Consider the following 19,903-nt stretch of genomic DNA (forward strand, 5'->3'; position numbering starts at 1 on the left):
ATCTATCTGTAGCAGATATAACCATTATATCAATTTCTTACTAATTGTCAATCACTTTTTAGATTTTTTCTCTAGAATATCTTTTAGTTTGCGGACTTTTAAACGAGTAATCGGACAACGATGATCTTCATAAAAGACAACTTCTAAATTCTTTCGATCAATTTCTCTCACATTTCCCACATTGACAAGGAAAGATTTATGGGAGCAATAAAATCGCTGGGTATGTTTGTCCTTTTCCTGAATATCTGTCATAGTTCCATAGAATTCTTTTGCAAAATTCTTACCAATAATCCGAAGTTTATGAGAAACTCCTGTGGTTTCGATATACAAAATGTCATGGTAAGGAATTTTCAAATCATTTCCTTTATAGTTGTAATCAAAATAGTCTACAACATCTTCGTTTTCAAGTAGCATGCTCTTAGTGTAAAAAATACTCTGCTCGATGCGTTTTTTGAATAATTCATCATTGATATCTTTATCAACAAAATCTAGGGCTGATACCTGGTATTTATACGTTAAGGTAGCAAATTCAGATCGACTAGTAATAAAGACAATAATAGCATAAGGATTGTGATGACGGATAAATTGAGCCACTTCAAAGCCTTTTTTCTCGATTCCATGAATATCAATATCTAGGAAATAAAGCTGGTTTACTTCATCATTTTCGATATATTCCTTAAACTCACGAACTTTTCCTGTTGTCTTATATGAAATAGGAATATTCGATTCTTCTGATATTTCATTTAATATTCTCTCTAGTCTCACTTGATGTTCAATAACATCTTCTAAAATTAATACTTTCATTCGAATTCCCTCTTAAATCTAATAATTTGTCTAAATGTGTTGTCTTCCATCTCTGTTTCTAAAATAATGTTGTCATACTTATCTAAAATCTCTTTGACATTATTAAGTCCTAAACCTCTATTTCTTCCCTTGGTAGAAAAACCTAAGGCAAATAGATCCTCTGAAGGCGTCATAGTGATTTTGCATGAATTCTGGATAACTATAACTGTTTCAAAATCCATTTTAATGACTGCAACTTCCATTTGTTTCAAATAACTATCTGCAGCACCTTCAACAGCATTGTTTAATAAAATGCTCATGATACGAACAAGATCAAGTAAATCTATTGACAGTCTAGTAATGATATCCTTTACTTCCAATGTAAACTCTACATCATTTTTTCGTGCATAGACAATCGATTGAGCAATTAAACTCCGTAAAGCAGAGTCTTCTATATTATTTAAATCAAAGTAAGTATATTTTTCTGACCTCAATTTCTGATTTGCTTTTACTAAGACTTCATTGTAAATCCTGTTAATTTCTTGTAAATCTCCACTGTCAATCGCCATTTGCATGCTGACAAGCATCCCTGCATAGTCATGACGAAAACCTCGAATTTCATTATACAACTCCACAATTTCATCAGTATAAGTCTGTAAATGTTTTTGTTCAAATTTCTTTTGTTTTAGAGCAATCTCTCTTTCAATTTGAACCTTGTGAGAATTCATTGCAAAGAAAATCAATAACAAGCAAATAAAAACAATGGTTGATAAAATACTTCCGAAGCTATTTAAATGATGAGTTGTACTTACTATATCTGAAATAAACAATAAGATATGCAAACTAAAGAAAGCAACTATTACTTTTTTTAAAAAAGGGTACAGATAATCTTTATCAAAATAGGTAAGTTCTAAGTGGAAATAAGTAATAATTTTTTTAATAATAAAATATGTTAGTAATAGTACTCCTAAATAAAACATCACTTCATGTTCTATCACAAAAGCATCACCTGTTATAGAGGATAGGGTTACTGATAAAAAAGTATGTGTACTATGATATAATAAAGACAATAGTAAACTGATAAACATTCCTTTATGCTTATCATACTTCTTTATAGCTAATATAGAAGTATATAGAATAAAAGGAAATATAAATTTTTCAATCCCTAACCCAGCTAATGAAATAAAGTCAAAGAAAAATTCAGCTACAGACTGATATACAAATATACAAGCTATAAATAAATATCTTTCTTTTTTAGTTACTTTACAAATTAATTCATAGCTTATTGTTAAAATAAAAATATGAAGAATAACTATTCCAAATCCTAATAAACTCATCCTATCACCCTATAATATTACTACTTTGTCCTATTTGAAAAAAGATGTTTAAAAAAGTAAGGTAGTCTTTTATCTCCACCTCGAATCTCCTGCAATTCTGCCTCTGTTACTTCTTTAAATTGTTCCAACTTTCCTGTATTTTTCATAATGAAATCTCCTGTATTATTTTTTCTTGTAAGTTAACTTACACATCTATTATACAAAATGAAGACCATGTAAGAAAAAATTCTTCCCAACTGTACATTTTTGCACCTGAAACGCACTTTTTTAAGAAAAAAGCTGGGATTTACCCCAGCTTCGCATCTAAAATTGATCCCAGCAGGATTCGAACCTGCGACCGTTCGCTTAGAAGGCGAATGCTCTATCCAGCTGAGCTATGAGACCTAACATGACCATTCTATCAAAAAACAAGAGCTAAGTCAATCTTCTATTTGTGGTAAGGAGAACCCTGTTGAATTGTAAAAGCACGGTAAATTTGTTCAACTAAAACCAATCTCATTAACTGATGTGGTAATGTCAGACGTCCAAAACTGACAGAAAGATTGGCTCTATTTTTTACAACAGGAGCTAGACCCAAACTTCCTCCAATGATAAAAGTAAGCGTTGAGTATCCTTTTATAGAAGCTTGCTCTAGTTGCTTACTCAATTCCTCTGAGGAGAGTGTTTTTCCTTCAATGGCTAGTACAACGACAAAGTCTCTTTCTCCAACCTTAGAAAGAATTCTTTCACCTTCTGTTTCCAAGATTTTTTGGTTTTCTAATTCACTGGCTTTGTCAGGTGTCTTCTCATCAGTGAGCTCAATCATTTCTAATTTGGCGAAACGTGAAATTCGTTTGGTATATTCAGCAATACCATCTTTAAGGTATTTTTCTTTTAATTTCCCCACTGTTACAATTTTTATTTTCATTCTTCTATTCTATCATATCCACACTTCATTTCACATCTTATACACACAAAAATCATTCAAAATTACTAGTGAATTCACAGAATAAAACGAGTTATCCACAACTTGTGTAAAACTTTAAGCTTTTAAGTTTGGATTAAGTTAATAGGTTTATAATCTGAGTAAATAAATAACAAACGGAGGCGTTTATGAAACACTTACAAAAATTTTACAAAAAAGGAGTTAAAGTTCTTGCAATCATTCTAATCGGATTTTTAAGTGGTGCCTTAGGAAGTTTCGTAACATTGCAACTTTATCAAAAACAAGGAAATCAAGCTACGAATAATAATTCTGGCACTGTCACTCAAACATCCTATAAAAATGAAAATTCAACCACTCAAGCAGTAAATAAAGTTAAGGATGCTGTTGTCTCAATCATTACTTATTCTTCTTCTAGCAGTAGACAAAGTAGTGTATTTAATGCTGATGACACTAACTCTGATTCAGACAATCAACAAATCGCAAGTGAGGGATCAGGTGTCATCTATAAAAAGGATGATAAAGATGCCTATCTTGTAACTAATACTCACGTTATCAATGGAGCTTCAAAAGTTGATATCCGCTTAGCAGATGGTACCAAGGTTCCTGGTGAAATTGTCGGATCTGATACCTTCTCTGATATTGCTGTCGTTAAAATTTCTTCAGAAAAAGTTACAACAGTGGCAGAATTTGGGGATTCAAGTCAACTTAGTGTTGGAGAAACAGCGATTGCTATCGGTAGTCCTCTAGGTTCAGAATATGCTAATACAGTTACACAGGGGATTATTTCAAGTCTTAATCGAAATGTTTCTCTAAAATCTGAAGATGGTCAAGCTATTTCAACAAAAGCCATTCAAACAGATACGGCTATTAACCCTGGTAACTCTGGTGGTCCACTTGTAAACATTCAAGGACAAGTAATTGGTATTACATCAAGTAAAATTGCAAGTAATGGTGGAACATCTGTAGAAGGTCTTGGTTTTGCAATTCCTTCAAACGATGCACAAAATATCATTAAACAGCTTGAAAGTAATGGTAAAGTGACTCGTCCAGCTCTTGGAATTCAAATGGTCAATCTGTCAAATGTTGGAGCTAGTGATCTTAGAAAACTTAACATTCCAAGTAGCCTCACTTCAGGTGTAGTTGTTCGATCTGTTCAAAACAATATGCCAGCAAATGGACATCTTCAAAAATACGATGTCATTACCAAAGTTGACGACAAAGAGATTGCTTCATCAACAGACCTACAACACGCTCTTTACAATCATGCTATCGGAGATACTATCAAAGTAACCTACTACCGTAATGGTAAGGAGGAAACAACCTCAATTAAACTAGATAAGAATTCTGGTGATTTAGAGTCTTAATTGACATCAGTGTAAAGAAAACTTTACAGAAAGTAAAAGATATGTTAGTGTAGAATCATGGAAAAATTTGAAATGATTTCTATCTCTGAAATACAAAAGAATCCTTACCAACCTCGGAAAGAATTTGATGTAGAAAAATTAAAAGAATTAGCTCAGTCAATCAAAGAAAATGGGCTCATCCAACCAATCATCGTTCGTCAATCTCCTGTAATTGGTTATGAAATCCTTGCAGGAGAGAGACGATATCGGGCTTCTCTCTTGGCTGGTCTAACCTCTATTCCAGCCGTTGTAAAGCACCTCTCAGATCAGGAAATGATGATTCAGTCAATCATTGAGAATTTGCAGAGAGAAAATTTAAATCCTGTTGAAGAAGCACGCGCCTACGAATCTTTAGTAGAAAAAGGATTTACTCACACTGATATAGCGGATAAAATGGGGAAATCTCGTCCTTATATCACTAATTTTATTCGTTTGCTTTCCCTACCAGAATATATCTTAGCTGAAGTAGAAAATGGAAAAATTTCTCAAGCGCATGCACGTTCACTAGTTGGTTTAGACAAAGAGCAGCAAGACTATTTCTTCCAACTAATCAAAAATGAAGATATTTCTGTGAGAAAGTTAGAAGCACTTCTTACAGAGAAAAAACACAAGAAGCAGAAAAAAAGTGATTCTTTCATCAAAGATGAAGAAGATAAATTAAAAAAACTACTCGGTTTAAGTGTAGAAATTAAACTTTCAAAAAAAGATACTGGAAAGATTATTATCTCCTTTTCAAGTCAAGAAGAATACGATAGAATTATTAACAGCCTGAAATAAGGCTGTTCTTTTATTTTCTCAACTCACAAATTTATCCACCAATTTTTTTATCAAAAAGCCTACTAAATCAAGGATTTTTTTATTTATCCCCAACCTGTGGATAAATACTGCTAACATTGTGGATTCTTTTCCCCAATCTGTGGAAAAATCCTATTATCTATGGTAAAATAAGTCTAGCACTAAACTACTAAAATCATAGTAAAGGAGGAAAATTAGTTGAAAGAAAAGCAATTTTGGAATCGTATTTTAGAATTTGCTCAAGAAAGATTGACTCGATCTATGTATGATTTCTATGCTACACCTGCTGAACTCATCAAAGTAGAAGAAAATACAGCTACTATATTTCTACCGAGATCAGAGATGGAAATGGTGTGGGAAAAGCAATTAAAAGATATTATCATTGCTGCTGGTTTTGAAATTTATGATTCTGAAATCAAACCTCACTATATTTTCACTAAACCTCAGAGCACAGAATCTACTCAAGTAAATGATACGAATAGTGTCTCTACTTACGATTACACACCTGCACTACCAACGATTCCCTATTCTGAAACAGGATTAAAAGAAAAATATACCTTTGATAACTTTATTCAAGGTGATGGGAATGTTTGGGCGGTGTCAGCTGCACTAGCTGTATCTGAAGATTTAGCTCTGACCTATAATCCTCTTTTCATCTATGGAGGACCTGGTCTTGGAAAGACTCATTTGCTCAATGCGATTGGAAATGAGATTTTGAAAAATATTCCTGATGCACGTGTCAAGTACATTCCTGCCGAAAGCTTTATCAATGACTTTCTTGAACACTTGCGACTTGGGGAAATGGAAAAGTTCAAAAAGACTTACCGTAGTCTTGATCTCTTGTTGATAGATGATATCCAATCTCTCAGTGGCAAAAAAGTCGCGACCCAGGAAGAATTTTTCAATACCTTCAATGCTCTTCATGATAAACAGAAACAGATTGTTCTAACCAGTGATCGAAGTCCTAAACACCTAGAAGGACTTGAAGAGAGACTTGTCACGCGCTTTAGCTGGGGATTGACGCAAAATATCACTCCTCCTGACTTTGAGACACGTATCGCCATTCTTCAAAGTAAAACAGAGCATTTGGATTACCATTTCCAAAGTGATACTCTGGAATACTTGGCTGGCCAATTTGATTCAAATGTTCGAGAACTGGAAGGAGCAATCAACGATATCACTTTAATTGCCAGAGTAAAGAAAATTAAGGATATCACTATTGATATTGCTGCGGAAGCTATTAGAGCACGTAAACAAGACGCCCGTCAGATACTTATTATTCCAATTGAGAAAATTCAAACTGAAGTTGGAAATTTTTATGGAGTGAGTGTCAAAGAAATGAAGGGTACGAGACGAGTTCAAAACATCGTTTTAGCACGTCAAGTTGCCATGTACCTAGCTAGAGAACTGACAGATAATAGTCTTCCAAAAATCGGAAAAGAATTTGGCGGAAAGGATCACACCACCGTTATTCATGCCCATGCTAAAATTAAATCATTGATTGACGAAGACGATAATTTACGTTTAGAAATAGAAGCAATCAAAAAGAAAATTAAGTAGGTTGTGGATAACTTTTCCTTTCTTATCTTTTTTATCCACATTTTTTAAACAAGCTTAGAAGCTTAAGTTTACTAAATAGCACCCAGTTTTCCACAGAATTCACAGACTCTATTATTACTATTAACTTTCTAATACTAAAAATAAATAAAGGAGAATCCATGATTCATTTTTCAATCAATAAAAATTTATTTCTACAGGCCTTAAATACTACAAAACGAGCAATAAGCTCTAAAAATGCTATTCCAATTTTATCAACAATCAAAATTGACGTTACCAATGAAGGAATTACTTTAATTGGATCAAACGGTCAAATTTCTATTGAAAATTTCATTTCTCAAAAGAATGAAGATGCTGGTCTCTTGATAACTTCTTTGGGTTCGATTCTTCTAGAAGCTTCTTTCTTTATCAATGTTGTATCTAGTCTTCCAGATGTAACGCTTGATTTCAAAGAGATTGAACAAAAACAAATTGTCTTAACCAGTGGCAAATCAGAAATTACCCTAAAAGGAAAAGATAGCGAACAATACCCACGAATCCAAGAAATTTCAGCAAGCACACCTTTGGTTCTTGAAACCAAACTACTTAAGAAAATTATCAATGAAACAGCTTTTGCTGCAAGTACGCAAGAAAGTCGTCCAATCTTAACTGGTGTCCATTTTGTTTTGAGCCAACACAAGGAACTAAAAACCGTTGCGACAGACTCTCATCGCCTTAGCCAGAAAAAATTGACTCTTGAAAAAAATGGAGATGATTTCGATGTAGTAATTCCTAGTCGTTCTCTACGCGAATTTGCAGCGGTATTTACGGATGATATTGAAACTGTGGAGATTTTCTTTGCAAATAATCAAATCCTCTTTAGAAGCGAAAATATTAGTTTCTATACTCGTCTCCTAGAAGGTAATTATCCTGATACAGATCGCTTGATTCCAACAGACTTTAACACTACAATTACTTTTGATGTGGTTAATTTGCGTCAATCTATGGAGCGTGCACGTCTCTTATCAAGTGCGACTCAAAATGGTACTGTGAAGCTTGAAATTAAAGGTGGAGTTGTTAGTGCCCATGTTCACTCTCCAGAAGTTGGTAAAGTAAACGAAGAAATCGATACGGAGCAGGTGACTGGTGATGATTTAACTATTAGTTTCAACCCAACTTACTTGATTGATTCCCTCAAGGCTTTAAATAGCGAAAAGGTAACTATTAGCTTTATCTCAGCTGTTCGTCCATTTACTCTTTTGCCAGCAGATACTGACGAAGACTTCATGCAGCTCATTACACCAGTTCGTACAAATTAAGTGAAAGAGGTTGAGCCTGGCTCGCCTCTTTTATGATATAATCGAAAAAGAAAAGGAGAGTAGTATGTATCAAGTTGGAAATTTTGTTGAAATGAAAAAACCACATGCTTGCACCATCAAGTCAACAGGTAAAAAGGCCAATCGTTGGGAAATTACACGCATAGGGGCAGATATCAAAATCAAATGTAGCAATTGTGACCACCTTGTTATGATGAGTCGCTATGATTTTGAACGAAAAATGAATAAGATTATTGACTAAGAACCCTTAGTTAGAGGGTTAGCAAGTTTTCCCTTTTTGTGTTATAATGTTAGGGATTGAAATGAGAACGGAGAATGAGAAACTATGGCTTTAACAGCAGGTATCGTTGGTTTGCCAAACGTTGGGAAATCAACCCTTTTTAATGCAATTACAAAAGCAGGAGCAGAGGCGGCAAACTACCCATTTGCGACTATTGATCCAAACGTTGGGATGGTGGAAGTTCCAGATGAACGCCTACAAAAACTAACGGAAATGATTACTCCTAAAAAGACAGTTCCAACAACCTTTGAGTTTACAGATATTGCAGGGATTGTAAAAGGAGCTTCAAAAGGAGAAGGTCTAGGGAATAAATTCTTGGCCAATATCCGTGAAGTAGATGCGATTGTTCACGTTGTACGTGCTTTTGATGATGAAAATGTTATGCGCGAGCAAGGACGTGAAGACGCCTTTGTGGATCCACTTGCAGATATTGATACCATTAACCTAGAGTTGATTCTTGCTGACTTAGAATCAGTTAATAAACGCTATGCGCGTGTAGAAAAGATGGCACGTACGCAAAAAGATAAGGAATCTGTGGCAGAGTTTAACGTCCTTCAAAAAATTAAACCAGTCCTTGAAGATGGAAAATCAGCACGTACCATTGAATTCACAGATGAAGAGCAAAAAGTAGTCAAAGGTCTCTTCCTTTTAACCACTAAACCAGTTCTTTATGTTGCTAATGTGGATGAAGATGTCGTTTCAGATCCAGATTCTATCGAATATGTGAAACAAATTCGCGAATTTGCAGCGACAGAAAATGCAGAGGTAGTTGTTATTTCCGCGCGTGCTGAGGAAGAAATTTCTGAGTTAGATGATGAAGATAAGCAAGAGTTTCTTGAAGCACTTGGCTTGACAGAATCAGGTGTTGATAAGTTGACTCGTGCAGCTTACCACTTGCTTGGACTTGGAACTTATTTCACAGCTGGTGAAAAAGAAGTTCGCGCTTGGACCTTTAAGCGTGGTATGAAAGCTCCTCAAGCAGCTGGTATTATCCATTCAGATTTTGAAAAAGGCTTTATTCGTGCAGTAACCATGTCATATGAGGATCTAGTGAAATACGGATCTGAAAAGGCTGTAAAAGAAGCTGGGCGCTTGCGTGAAGAAGGAAAAGAATATATCGTTCAAGATGGCGATATCATGGAATTCCGCTTTAACGTTTAATAACATTTAATAAATAGTGTCAATTAGGTTGGAAAAAAATTCCAACCCTTTTGGCTTTTGAAAGGAAAAATAAATGACCAAATTACTTGTAGGATTGGGAAATCCAGGGGATAAATATTTTGAAACCAAACACAATGTTGGATTTATGTTGATTGACCAACTAGCTAAAAAACAAAATGTCACTTTTACACATGACAAGATATTTCAAGCTGACCTAGCATCTTTTTTCTTTAATGGTGAAAAAATTTATCTTGTCAAACCAACAACATTTATGAATGAAAGTGGAAAAGCGGTTCATGCTTTATTGACTTACTATGGTTTGGATATTGAAGATTTACTCGTCATTTACGATGATCTTGACATGGAAGTTGGGAAAATTCGTTTAAGAGCAAAGGGTTCAGCAGGTGGTCATAATGGTATCAAGTCTATTATTCAACATATTGGAACCCAAGTATTTAACCGTGTTAAAATAGGTATTGGAAGACCTAAAAAAGGCATGTCAGTTGTTCATCATGTTTTAAGTAAGTTTGATCAGGATGACTATGTGGGTATTTTACAGTCTATTGACAATGTTGACGATGCTGTAAACTACTATTTACAAGAGAAAAACTTTGAGAAAACAATGCAGAGGTATAATGGATAAATGGTGACTTTATTAGATTTATTCTCAGAAAATAATCAGATAGAAAAATGGCATCAAAATCTGATAAATAAGAAAAGACAACTAATACTTGGTTTATCAACGTCTACCAAGGCTCTTGCAATTGCAAGCAGTCTAGAAAAAGAAAATAAGATTGTGTTACTGACTTCAACTTATGGAGAAGCAGAACGAATTATCAGTGATCTTCTTTCTCTCTTAGGAGAGGAATTTGTCTATCCTTTTTTGGTTGATGACTCTCCTATGGTAGAGTTTTTGATGTCTTCGCAAGAAAAAATCATTTCGCGGGTTGAGGCCTTGCGTTTTTTGAGTGATCCGTCTAAGAAAGGGATTTTAGTTTGTAATATCGCAGCGAGTCGATTGATTTTACCCTCTCCGACTAGATTTAAAGAAAGTATTATAAAAATTGCAGTTGGAGAAGAATATAACCAACACGAGCTACTTCACCGGTTAAAGGAAATTGGATATCGAAAAGTTACTCAAGTACAGACCCAAGGTGAGTTTAGTATTCGAGGAGATATCTTAGATATTTTTGATATATCTCAGTTAGAACCTTTCCGAATTGAGTTTTTTGGTGATGAAGTAGATGGTATTCGGACTTTTGAAGTCGAAACACAATTATCGAAAGAAAATCAGACAAACCTCACTATCTTTCCAGCTAGCGACATACTTTTGAGAGAAAAAGATTATCAACGAGGACAGTCAGCTTTAGAAAAGCAAATTTCAAAGACTCTATCACCAATTTTAAAATCATATTTGGAAGAAATTTTGTCAAGTTTTCATCAAAAACAAGTACATTCAGATAGTCGAAAGTTTTTGTCCTTATGTTACGATAAAACATGGACTGTATTTGATTATATTGAAAAAGATACACCAGTATTCTTTGATGACTATCAAAAATTGATGAATCAGTATGAATCCTTTGAAAGAGAATTAGCGCAATACTTTACAGAAGATTTACAGAATGGTAAATCATTTTCTGGGATGCAGTATTTTGCAGATACAGAGCAAATCTATAAAAAACAAAGTCCAGTTACCTTTTTCTCCAATCTGCAAAAGGGCTTAGGAAATCTTAAGTTTGATCACATTTATCAATTTAATCAATACCCCATGCAAGAGTTTTTCAATCAATTTTCATTTTTAAAAGAAGAAATTGAGCGATACAAAAAAATTGACTACACCATTGTTTTGCAGTCTAGCAATTCAATGGGAAGTAAGACGTTGGAGGATATTTTAGAGGAATATCAGATCAAATTGGATTCCAGAGATAAGTCAAGTATCTGTAAAGAATCTGTAAACTTGATTGAGGGTAATCTAAGACATGGTTTTCATTTTGTAGATGAAAAAATTCTCTTGATTACTGAACATGAGATTTTTCAAAAGAAATTAAAACGTCGTTTTCGAAGACAACATGCTTCAAACGCAGAGCGATTAAAAGATTATAATGAACTTGAAAAAGGGGATTATGTTGTTCACCATATCCATGGAATTGGTCAATATCTAGGAATCGAAACAATTGAAATCAAAGGTATCCACCGTGATTATGTCAGTGTACAGTATCAAAATGGTGACCAAATCTCCATCCCAGTGGAGCAGATTCAGTTACTGTCCAAATATGTTTCAAGTGATGGGAAACCTCCTAAACTCAATAAATTAAATGACGGTCATTTCAAAAAGGCCAAGCAAAAAGTTAAGAACCAGGTAGAGGATATAGCTGACGATTTAATCAAACTGTATTCTGAGCGTAGTCAGTTGAAGGGTTTTGCTTTCTCAGCTGATGATGAAGATCAACATGCTTTTGATGATGCCTTCCCTTATGTTGAAACGGATGATCAACTTCGTAGTATTGAGGAAATCAAGAGAGATATGCAGGATTCTCACCCCATGGATCGACTTTTGGTTGGAGATGTTGGTTTTGGGAAGACTGAAGTAGCAATGCGTGCTGCTTTTAAGGCAGTCAATGATCACAAACAGGTGGTCGTTCTAGTTCCAACGACGGTTTTAGCGCAACAGCACTATACGAATTTTAAGGAACGATTCCAAAATTTTGCTGTTAATATTGATGTGTTGAGTCGCTTTAGAAGTAAAAAAGAGCAGGCAGAAACACTTGAAAAACTAAAGAATGGTCAAGTCGATATTTTGATTGGAACGCATCGTGTTTTGTCAAAAGATGTTGTGTTTTCAGATTTGGGATTGATGATTATTGATGAGGAACAACGATTTGGTGTCAAGCATAAGGAAACTTTGAAAGAACTGAAAAAACAAGTAGATGTTCTAACCTTGACAGCAACGCCAATTCCTCGTACTCTCCACATGTCTATGCTGGGAATCCGAGATTTGTCTGTTATTGAAACTCCTCCAACCAATCGCTATCCTGTTCAAACCTATGTATTAGAGAAGAATGATAGTGTCATTCGTGATGCTGTCTTGCGTGAAATGGAGCGTGGAGGTCAAATTTACTATCTTTACAATAAGGTTGACACGATTGACCAGAAGGTTTCGGAATTACAGGAGTTGATTCCAGAGGCTTCGATTGGGTATGTTCATGGACAAATGAGTGAAATTCAGTTGGAAAACACTCTACTGGACTTTATTGAAGGTCAGTATGATATTTTGGTGACAACTACTATTATTGAGACAGGGGTAGATATTCCAAATGCCAATACCTTATTTATTGAAAATGCAGACCACATGGGCTTGTCAACCTTGTATCAATTAAGAGGAAGAGTCGGTCGTAGCAATCGTATTGCTTATGCCTATCTTATGTATCGTCCAGAAAAATCAATTAGTGAAGTCTCTGAGAAGAGATTAGAAGCGATTAAGGGATTTACAGAATTAGGCTCAGGATTTAAGATTGCGATGCGAGATCTTTCGATTCGTGGAGCAGGAAATCTTCTAGGAAAATCGCAGTCTGGTTTCATTGATTCTGTTGGTTTTGAATTGTATTCGCAGTTACTAGAGGAAGCTATCGCTAAACGGAACGGTAATGGGAATAAAAGAATCAAAGGAAATGCTGAGTTGATTTTACAAATCGACGCCTATCTTCCTGACACTTATATTTCTGACCAACGACATAAGATTGAAATTTACAAGAAAATTCGTCAAATTGACAATCGTGTCAACTATGAAGAACTACAAGAAGAATTGATGGATCGCTTTGGAGAATACCCAGATGTAGTAGCCTACCTTTTAGAGATTGGTTTGGTTAAGTCATATTTGGACAAGGTCTTTGTAGAACGTGTGGAAAGAAAAGATAACAAGATTACAGTTCAATTTGAAAAAGTCACTCAACGACTATTCTTGACTCAAGATTATTTTAAAGCTTTATCCGCAACGAACTTAAAAGCAGCCATAGCTGAGAATAAGGGATTAATGGAAGTTGTATTTGATGTCCGAAACAAGAAGGATTATGAAATTTTAGAAGGTTTGCTGATTTTTGGAGAAAGTTTATTAGAGATAAAAGAATCAAAGGAAGCAAATCCTATTTAACATTTTTCTTCTATAAAAAGGATAAAAATGGTACAATAATAATTTGAGGTAATAAAAATGAGATTAGACAAGTATTTAAAAGTATCACGAATTATTAAGCGTCGCACAGTCGCAAAAGAAGTAGCAGATAAAGGTAGAATTAAAGTGAATGGAATTTTGGCCAAAAGTTCAACGGATTTAAAAGTTGATGACCAAATTGAAATTCGCTTTGGAAATAAGTTGTTGCTTGTTAAAGTACTAGAGATGAAAGATAGTACGAAAAAAGAAGATGCAGCAGGCATGTATGAAATTCTCAGTGAAACACGGGTAGAAGAAAATGTCTAGAAATATTGTACAGATGAATAATTCTTTTATTCAAAATGAACATCAACGTCGTCGTTACCTGATGAAGGAGAGACAAAAACGAAATCGTTTCATGGGTTGGGTCCTTATTTTGATGATTTTGTTGTTTATTTTACCAACTTATAACTTGGCCCAAAGCTATGATCAGTTACTGCAACGCCGTCAGCAATTAACAGAGTTGAAAGAGCAGTACCAAACTCTTAGTGACGAAAAGGATAAGGAATCTGCTTTTGCTGCAAAGTTAAAAGATGAAGACTATGTAGCAAAATACGCACGCGCCAAGTACTATTACTCAAAGAAACGAGAAGCAATTTATACAATTCCTGATTTGCTTCCGAGGTAATGTCATGGAAAATTTATTGGAAGTTGTTGAGCAATTTTTAAGTTTGTCAGATGAAAAATTAGAGGAATTGGCAGCTAAAAACCATTTATTACGATTACAAGAAGAAAGGGAAGAGAAGAATGCGTAAGTTCTTAGTAGTTTTATTGCTACCTGCTTTTATCATAACCTCAAGAGTAGTTAGCACAGAAAAACAGCTTCCTTACTCTTCGCAAGAAATTTATTATCTAACTGAGTCTGATTATGGATTCTACTATAAAGAAACTCTGGAATCCCCAATGGTATACGGAGAAACAGCAGTCTATGCTAATGAGGATCTTGTCAAGGAGTCTGGTAAATTGACTCCTGAAAACACCTTTAAAATCATAGAATGGCGTTTGAATAGACAAGGTGTTCCTGTTTTTAAACTAGATAATCACCAGTTTATCCTTGCAGATAAGCGTTTAGTCTATGATCAAAGTCAAGTTCAAACTCAAAATAGACAAGTATGGTTGGAACCAGGGTTTGTTATCTATAACAGCCCCTATGATGCTAAAGAAATTTCTTCATCCCTCTCTCCTTATCAACGCGTAACAGTGGATAGAACCCTCTTTGCTGAGGGACAAGAATTTCTTCATATCGATCAAGTTGGGTGGGTATCAAAAGAGTTCACCTCAGAAGAAGACAATCGCATCCAGAAGGTTCAAGAAGTTTTATCAAACAACTATCAGAATGAAAATTATTCTATTTATGTTAAACAACTGAGTACAGGTAAAGAGGCTGGGGTGAATGAAGACAGCAAACTCTATGCAGCTAGCATCTTGAAACTAGCCTACCTTTATTACGCTCAAGATAAGATAAATCAAGGGGAATATACGCTAGACAGTAGCTTCAAGTATATCCCAGAAGTAAATAGTTTCCCTGGGTCCTATAAACCAGAAGGTAGTGGTAGCTTATCTAAAAAAGAAGATAACAAAGAATACAGTCTTCAACAGTTAATTACCAAGGTAACAAAAGAGTCTGACAATGTTGCTCATAATATTTTAGGTTATTACGTGACCAATCAATCTGACGGGGCTTTTAAAGAAAAAATGTCCACCATTATGGGTGAAGATTGGGATGTGAATGATAAATTGACTTCTTCAAAAATGGCTGGAAAGGTCATGGAAGCTATTTATAATCAGAATGGTTTTGTCCTAGAGTCTCTGGGTAAGACCGATTTTGACAACCAACGAATCGCAAAAGGTGTTTCGGTTAAGGTAGCTCATAAAATTGGAGATGCCGACGAGTTTAAACATGACACTGCCATTGTCTATACGGATTCTCCTTTCGTTCTTTCTATTTTCACCAAAAATTCTGATTATGACACTATTGCTAAGATAGCTAAGGATGTCTATGAGGTTCTAAAATGAGGGAACGGGATTTTTTAAATCATTTTCTCCGAAAAGAGTATTTCAAAAAACATTCTAAAGTCGTGTTAGCTTTATCTGGTGGACTGGATTCAATGTTTTTATTCCAGCTATTGTCTACTTACCAAAAAGAGTTGGAAATTGAGTTGATTTTAGCACATGTAAATCATAAGCAGAGAAGTGAGTCTGACTGGGAGGAAAATGAACTAAGGAAGTTAGCTGATGCAGCTGAACTTCCTATTTATATCACAAGTTTTTCAGGAGACTTTTCAGAAGTGCGTGCTCGAGAGTTTCGTTATGATTTTTTTAGAAAAATTATGAAAGAGGCTGGAGCGACTGCCTTGGTTACTGCCCACCATGCAGATGATCAAGTTGAAACGATTTTGATGCGCTTGATTCGAGGAAGTCGGCTACGTCATTTAACAGGAATAAAAGAAAGTCAAGTAGTTGATGGAATTGAAATTATCCGTCCCTTACTGCCTTTTCATAAAAAGGATTTTCCACCAATTTTTCATTTCGAAGATCAAACAAATCGTAAGAGCACCTATTTTCGCAATCGCATTCGAAATAGGTATTTACCAGAACTTGAAAAAGAAAATCCTCGTCTTAAATCCGCCCTTTTAGATTTAGGAAGGGAAATTTCAGATTACCAAGTAGCCATAACGGAGCTTTCTGAACAGATTGATGTAGAAGATTTGAATGAGCTATTTTCATATTCACAACAAACTCAAGGAATCTTGCTTCAGAACTATCTGAATCAATTTCCAGACTTAAATCTGACAAAGGCTCAGTTTGCCGAAGTTCAACAGATTTTAGCAAGGAAAAGCCAGTATCGTCATTCTCTTAAAAATGGCTATGAATTGATAAAAGAGTATCAGAATTTTCGAGTTTGTAAAATCAGTCCTCAGGCCGATGAAAAGGAAGATGAACTTGTGTTACACTATCAAAATCAAGTTCGATATATGGGCTATTTATTTTCCTTTGGCATCCCTATTGAAGGGGATTTTGTTCAAAAAGTAACGGTTTCACGGGAAACATCTGTACATATTAGATGTCGAAAATCTGGCGATGTTATTATCCTAAATGGTCATCGAAAGAAACTGAGACGCTTATTTATAGATTTAAAAATCCCTATTGAAAAACGAAAAACAACCCCTATTATTGAGCAATTTGGAGAAATTGTCTCAATTTTAGGAATTGCGACCAGTGATTTGAGTAAAAACACGAAAAATGATATAATGAACACTGTAATTTATATAGAAAAAATAGATAGGTAAAAAGATGTTAGAACACGATATTAAAAAAATCCTCGTTTCACATGATGAAATTACAGAAGCAGCTAAAAAGCTAGGTGCGCAACTAACAAAAGAGTATGAGGGGAAAAATCCAATTCTTATTGGAATTTTGAAAGGATCGATTCCTTTTATGGCTGAATTGGTCAAACATATTGATACGCATATTGAGATGGACTTCATGATGGTATCTAGCTATCATGGTGGAACAGCAAGTAGTGGAGTGATCAATATCAAGCAAGACGTGACTCAAGATATCAAAGGAAGACATGTTTTATTTGTAGAGGATATCATCGATACAGGTCAAACTTTGAAGAATTTGCGAGATATGTTTATTGAAAGAGAAGCAGCTTCTGTTAAAATCGCGACTTTGTTGGATAAACCAGAGGGACGTGTTGTTGAAATTGAAGCGGATTATACTTGCTTTACTATTCCAAATGAGTTTGTAGTAGGTTATGGTCTAGATTATAAAGAAAATTATCGTAACCTTCCTTATGTCGGAGTATTGAAAGAAGAAGTTTATTCAAATTAGAAAGATCTATCTTTAATGAAAAAACAAAATAATGGTTTAGTTAGAAATCCATTTCTCTACTTGTTAATTATCTTCTTCCTAGTGACAGGATTCCAGTATTTTTACTCTGGAAATACTACTGGACGAAGCGAAAAAATTAACTATACAGAACTGGTAAAAGAAATTACAGCAGACAATGTAAAAGAATTAACCTATCAGCCAAATGGTAGCATCATTGAAGTGTCTGGTGTTTATAAAAATCCTAAGACTAGTAAAGAAGAAACAGGAATTCAATTTTTCACTCCTACAGCTACAACAGTAGAAAGATTCTCAAGTACTATTCTTCCGTCTGATTCGACAGTTGCAGAATTGCAAAAACTTGCTTCTGAACATCAGGCAGAAGTAACAGTCAAACATGAGAGTTCAAGCGGTATGTGGATCAATATCCTTGTCTCTGTTGTTCCGTTTGCTATTCTCTTCTTCTTCCTATTCTCTATGATGGGAAATATGGGAGGAAATAGTGGCCGAAACCCAATGAGTTTTGGACGTAGCAAGGCTAAAGCTGCAAACAAAGAAGATATCAAGGTACGTTTCTCGGATGTTGCAGGTGCCGAGGAAGAAAAACAAGAATTAGTTGAAGTTGTTGAATTCCTAAAAGATCCAAAACGATTTACTAAACTTGGTGCGCGTATTCCTGCAGGTGTTCTTTTAGAGGGACCTCCGGGAACAGGTAAGACTTTGCTCGCTAAGGCGGTTGCCGGAGAAGCAGGCGTTCCATTCTTTAGTATTTCAGGTTCTGACTTTGTAGAAATGTTTGTCGGAGTTGGTGCAAGCCGTGTTCGTTCTCTTTTTGAGGATGCAAAAAAAGCAGCGCCAGCCATCATCTTTATCGATGAAATTGATGCTGTTGGTCGCCAACGTGGTGTAGGCCTTGGTGGAGGAAATGATGAACGTGAACAAACCTTGAACCAACTCTTGATTGAAATGGATGGTTTTGAGGGAAATGAAGGAATCATCGTTATCGCTGCGACGAACCGTTCAGATGTTCTAGATCCAGCTCTTCTCCGTCCAGGACGTTTTGATAGAAAAGTCTTAGTTGGTCGCCCTGATGTTAAAGGTCGTGAAGCAATCTTGAAAGTTCATGCTAAAAATAAACCTCTGGCAGACGATGTTGATTTGAAACTAGTTGCCCAACAAACCCCAGGTTTTGTGGGAGCTGACTTAGAAAATGTTCTAAACGAAGCAGCCTTAGTTGCTGCTCGTCGCAACAAATCAATCATTGATGCTTCAGATATTGATGAGGCAGAGGACAGAGTGATTGCTGGACCATCTAAGAAAGATAAAACAGTATCACAAAGAGAACGTGAATTGGTTGCCTACCACGAGGCTGGACATACCATTGTTGGTTTAGTCTTGTCAAATGCCCGTGTTGTTCATAAAGTTACCATTGTACCACGTGGACGTGCAGGTGGTTACATGATTGCGCTTCCGAAAGAGGATCAAATGCTTCTTTCTAAAGAAGATATGAAAGAACAATTAGCAGGTTTGATGGGTGGTCGTGTAGCTGAAGAGATTATCTTTAATGTCCAAACGACAGGAGCTTCAAATGACTTTGAACAAGCTACACAGATGGCGCGTGCAATGGTTACAGAGTACGGTATGAGTGAAAAACTTGGCCCAGTTCAATACGAAGGTAATCATGCTATGTTTGGTGCACAAAGTCCTCAAAAATCAATTTCAGAGCAAACAGCCTATGAAATTGATGAGGAAGTTCGTTCATTATTAAATGAGGCACGGAACAAAGCAGCTGAAATTATCCAATCAAATCGTGAAACCCACAAACTGATTGCAGAAGCGTTATTGAAATACGAAACATTGGATAGTACTCAAATTAAATCTCTTTACGAAACAGGTAAAATGCCTGAAACAGTAGAAGAGGAATCTCATGCACTATCTTATGATGAAGTAAAATCAAAAATGAGTGAAGAAAAATAAGTTTAGAGAGGTTCGACCTCTCTTTTTATGTTCTAATGTGATGGCTACCGAGCAGATGCATTGATAGTTGACCCTCCTCGTACAGGCTTAGATGATAAGTTACTGGATACCATTCTGACCTATGTTCCAGAAAAAATGGTCTATGTATCCTGCAATGTTTCGACCTTAGCGCGAGATTTGGTTAAACTAGTAAAAGTCTATGACCTCCAGTATATCCAGTCGGTCGATATGTTTCCCCACACTGCACGGACAGAAGCAGTGGTTAAGTTAGTGAAGAAAAGAAAAAATTAAATTCACTGAAAAAAGTCCTTGACAAAGGTAAAAAAGTCGG

19 protein-coding genes, 1 tRNA gene and 1 pseudogene are annotated in these 19,903 nt (G+C 35.4%); 16 read left to right on the forward strand and 5 right to left on the reverse strand.

The window, feature by feature from the left end; genetic code table 11:
* Positions 1–51 precede the first annotated feature (51 nt).
* The 5 genes from comE to rlmH form a co-directional block, all read right to left on the reverse strand.
* Positions 52–804 (reverse strand): competence system response regulator transcription factor ComE, encoded by a 753-nt coding sequence (gene comE / locus HMPREF1115_RS09190; RefSeq protein WP_000866079.1) that lies wholly within the window; start codon positions 802–804, stop codon positions 52–54.
* Positions 801–2,120 carry a competence system sensor histidine kinase ComD gene (gene comD, locus HMPREF1115_RS09195; protein ID WP_000054553.1) on the reverse strand — a complete coding sequence of 440 codons (1,320 nt, stop codon included), beginning with the start codon at positions 2,118–2,120 and terminating at the stop codon, positions 801–803. The genes comE and comD overlap by 4 nt, the downstream gene beginning before the upstream one ends.
* Before the next feature lie 20 nt (positions 2,121–2,140).
* Positions 2,141–2,266: a competence-stimulating peptide ComC gene (gene comC / locus HMPREF1115_RS09200; protein WP_002882523.1), complete on the reverse strand. Its 126-nt coding sequence runs from the start codon at positions 2,264–2,266 to the stop codon at positions 2,141–2,143.
* Between the two features lie 164 nt (positions 2,267–2,430).
* Positions 2,431–2,504 (reverse strand) — tRNA-Arg (locus tag HMPREF1115_RS09205).
* Positions 2,505–2,547: 43 nt separating this feature from the next.
* Entirely contained in the window at positions 2,548–3,027 is a 480-nt protein-coding gene (gene rlmH / locus HMPREF1115_RS09210) for a 23S rRNA (pseudouridine(1915)-N(3))-methyltransferase RlmH (protein WP_000694220.1), read from the reverse strand.
* Between the two features lie 185 nt (positions 3,028–3,212).
* Here rlmH and HMPREF1115_RS09215 point away from each other — a divergent pair, with 185 nt between their 5' ends.
* The 16 genes and pseudogenes from HMPREF1115_RS09215 to HMPREF1115_RS09290 all read left to right on the forward strand — a co-directional run.
* Complete coding sequence (locus HMPREF1115_RS09215) at positions 3,213–4,409, forward strand: S1C family serine protease (protein ID WP_000681801.1); 1,197 nt, start codon at positions 3,213–3,215, stop codon at positions 4,407–4,409.
* A 57-nt stretch (positions 4,410–4,466) separates the two neighbouring features.
* A complete protein-coding gene (locus HMPREF1115_RS09220) occupies positions 4,467–5,225 on the forward strand; it encodes a ParB/RepB/Spo0J family partition protein (RefSeq protein WP_000410360.1) in 759 nt (252 codons plus the stop codon).
* A 216-nt stretch (positions 5,226–5,441) separates the two neighbouring features.
* Positions 5,442–6,803, forward strand: a complete 1,362-nt coding sequence (gene dnaA, locus HMPREF1115_RS09225; protein ID WP_000660626.1) for a chromosomal replication initiator protein DnaA — start codon at positions 5,442–5,444, stop codon at positions 6,801–6,803.
* A 158-nt stretch (positions 6,804–6,961) separates the two neighbouring features.
* Positions 6,962–8,098 (forward strand): DNA polymerase III subunit beta, encoded by a 1,137-nt coding sequence (gene dnaN / locus HMPREF1115_RS09230; protein ID WP_000581143.1) that lies wholly within the window; start codon positions 6,962–6,964, stop codon positions 8,096–8,098.
* A gap of 64 nt (positions 8,099–8,162) precedes the next feature.
* Positions 8,163–8,357 (forward strand): DUF951 domain-containing protein, encoded by a 195-nt coding sequence (locus HMPREF1115_RS09235; protein ID WP_000285180.1) that lies wholly within the window; start codon positions 8,163–8,165, stop codon positions 8,355–8,357.
* Positions 8,358–8,441: 84 nt separating this feature from the next.
* Positions 8,442–9,557 (forward strand): redox-regulated ATPase YchF, encoded by a 1,116-nt coding sequence (gene ychF, locus HMPREF1115_RS09240; protein ID WP_001218702.1) that lies wholly within the window; start codon positions 8,442–8,444, stop codon positions 9,555–9,557.
* Positions 9,558–9,630: 73 nt separating this feature from the next.
* The gene (pth, locus tag HMPREF1115_RS09245) at positions 9,631–10,200 is read left to right on the forward strand and encodes an aminoacyl-tRNA hydrolase (RefSeq protein ID WP_000163922.1); all 570 of its coding nucleotides are present in this window, start codon (positions 9,631–9,633) and stop codon (positions 10,198–10,200) included.
* Positions 10,201–13,704, forward strand: coding sequence for a transcription-repair coupling factor (mfd, locus tag HMPREF1115_RS09250; RefSeq protein WP_000258132.1), 3,504 nt, complete (start codon positions 10,201–10,203; stop codon positions 13,702–13,704).
* 57 nt (positions 13,705–13,761) lie between these two features.
* Complete coding sequence (locus tag HMPREF1115_RS09255) at positions 13,762–14,028, forward strand: RNA-binding S4 domain-containing protein (RefSeq protein WP_001234971.1); 267 nt, start codon at positions 13,762–13,764, stop codon at positions 14,026–14,028.
* Positions 14,021–14,389: a septum formation initiator family protein gene (locus HMPREF1115_RS09260; protein ID WP_000089268.1), complete on the forward strand. Its 369-nt coding sequence runs from the start codon at positions 14,021–14,023 to the stop codon at positions 14,387–14,389. The genes HMPREF1115_RS09255 and HMPREF1115_RS09260 overlap by 8 nt, the downstream gene beginning before the upstream one ends.
* Before the next feature lie 4 nt (positions 14,390–14,393).
* A complete protein-coding gene (locus tag HMPREF1115_RS12345; RefSeq protein ID WP_000429343.1) occupies positions 14,394–14,516 on the forward strand; it encodes an SP_0009 family protein in 123 nt (40 codons plus the stop codon).
* Positions 14,509–15,777 (forward strand): serine hydrolase, encoded by a 1,269-nt coding sequence (locus tag HMPREF1115_RS09270; RefSeq protein ID WP_001224809.1) that lies wholly within the window; start codon positions 14,509–14,511, stop codon positions 15,775–15,777. Before HMPREF1115_RS12345 ends, HMPREF1115_RS09270 begins: the two co-directional genes overlap by 8 nt.
* Positions 15,774–17,051, forward strand: a complete 1,278-nt coding sequence (gene tilS, locus HMPREF1115_RS09275) for a tRNA lysidine(34) synthetase TilS (RefSeq protein WP_001209146.1) — start codon at positions 15,774–15,776, stop codon at positions 17,049–17,051. Before HMPREF1115_RS09270 ends, tilS begins: the two co-directional genes overlap by 4 nt.
* Positions 17,052–17,055: 4 nt before the next feature.
* Entirely contained in the window at positions 17,056–17,598 is a 543-nt protein-coding gene (gene hpt / locus HMPREF1115_RS09280) for a hypoxanthine phosphoribosyltransferase (RefSeq protein ID WP_000889403.1), read from the forward strand.
* A gap of 15 nt (positions 17,599–17,613) precedes the next feature.
* Entirely contained in the window at positions 17,614–19,572 is a 1,959-nt protein-coding gene (gene ftsH, locus HMPREF1115_RS09285; protein WP_000744592.1) for an ATP-dependent zinc metalloprotease FtsH, read from the forward strand.
* A 39-nt stretch (positions 19,573–19,611) separates the two neighbouring features.
* Positions 19,612–19,863 (forward strand): annotated as a pseudogene (locus HMPREF1115_RS09290) (23S rRNA (uracil(1939)-C(5))-methyltransferase RlmD); the annotation flags it as partial.
* Between the last annotated feature and the right edge of the window lie 40 nt (positions 19,864–19,903).

This window comes from Streptococcus oralis SK610 (assembly GCF_000257455.1).
Taxonomy (GTDB): Bacteria; Bacillota; Bacilli; order Lactobacillales; family Streptococcaceae; genus Streptococcus; species Streptococcus oralis_CB.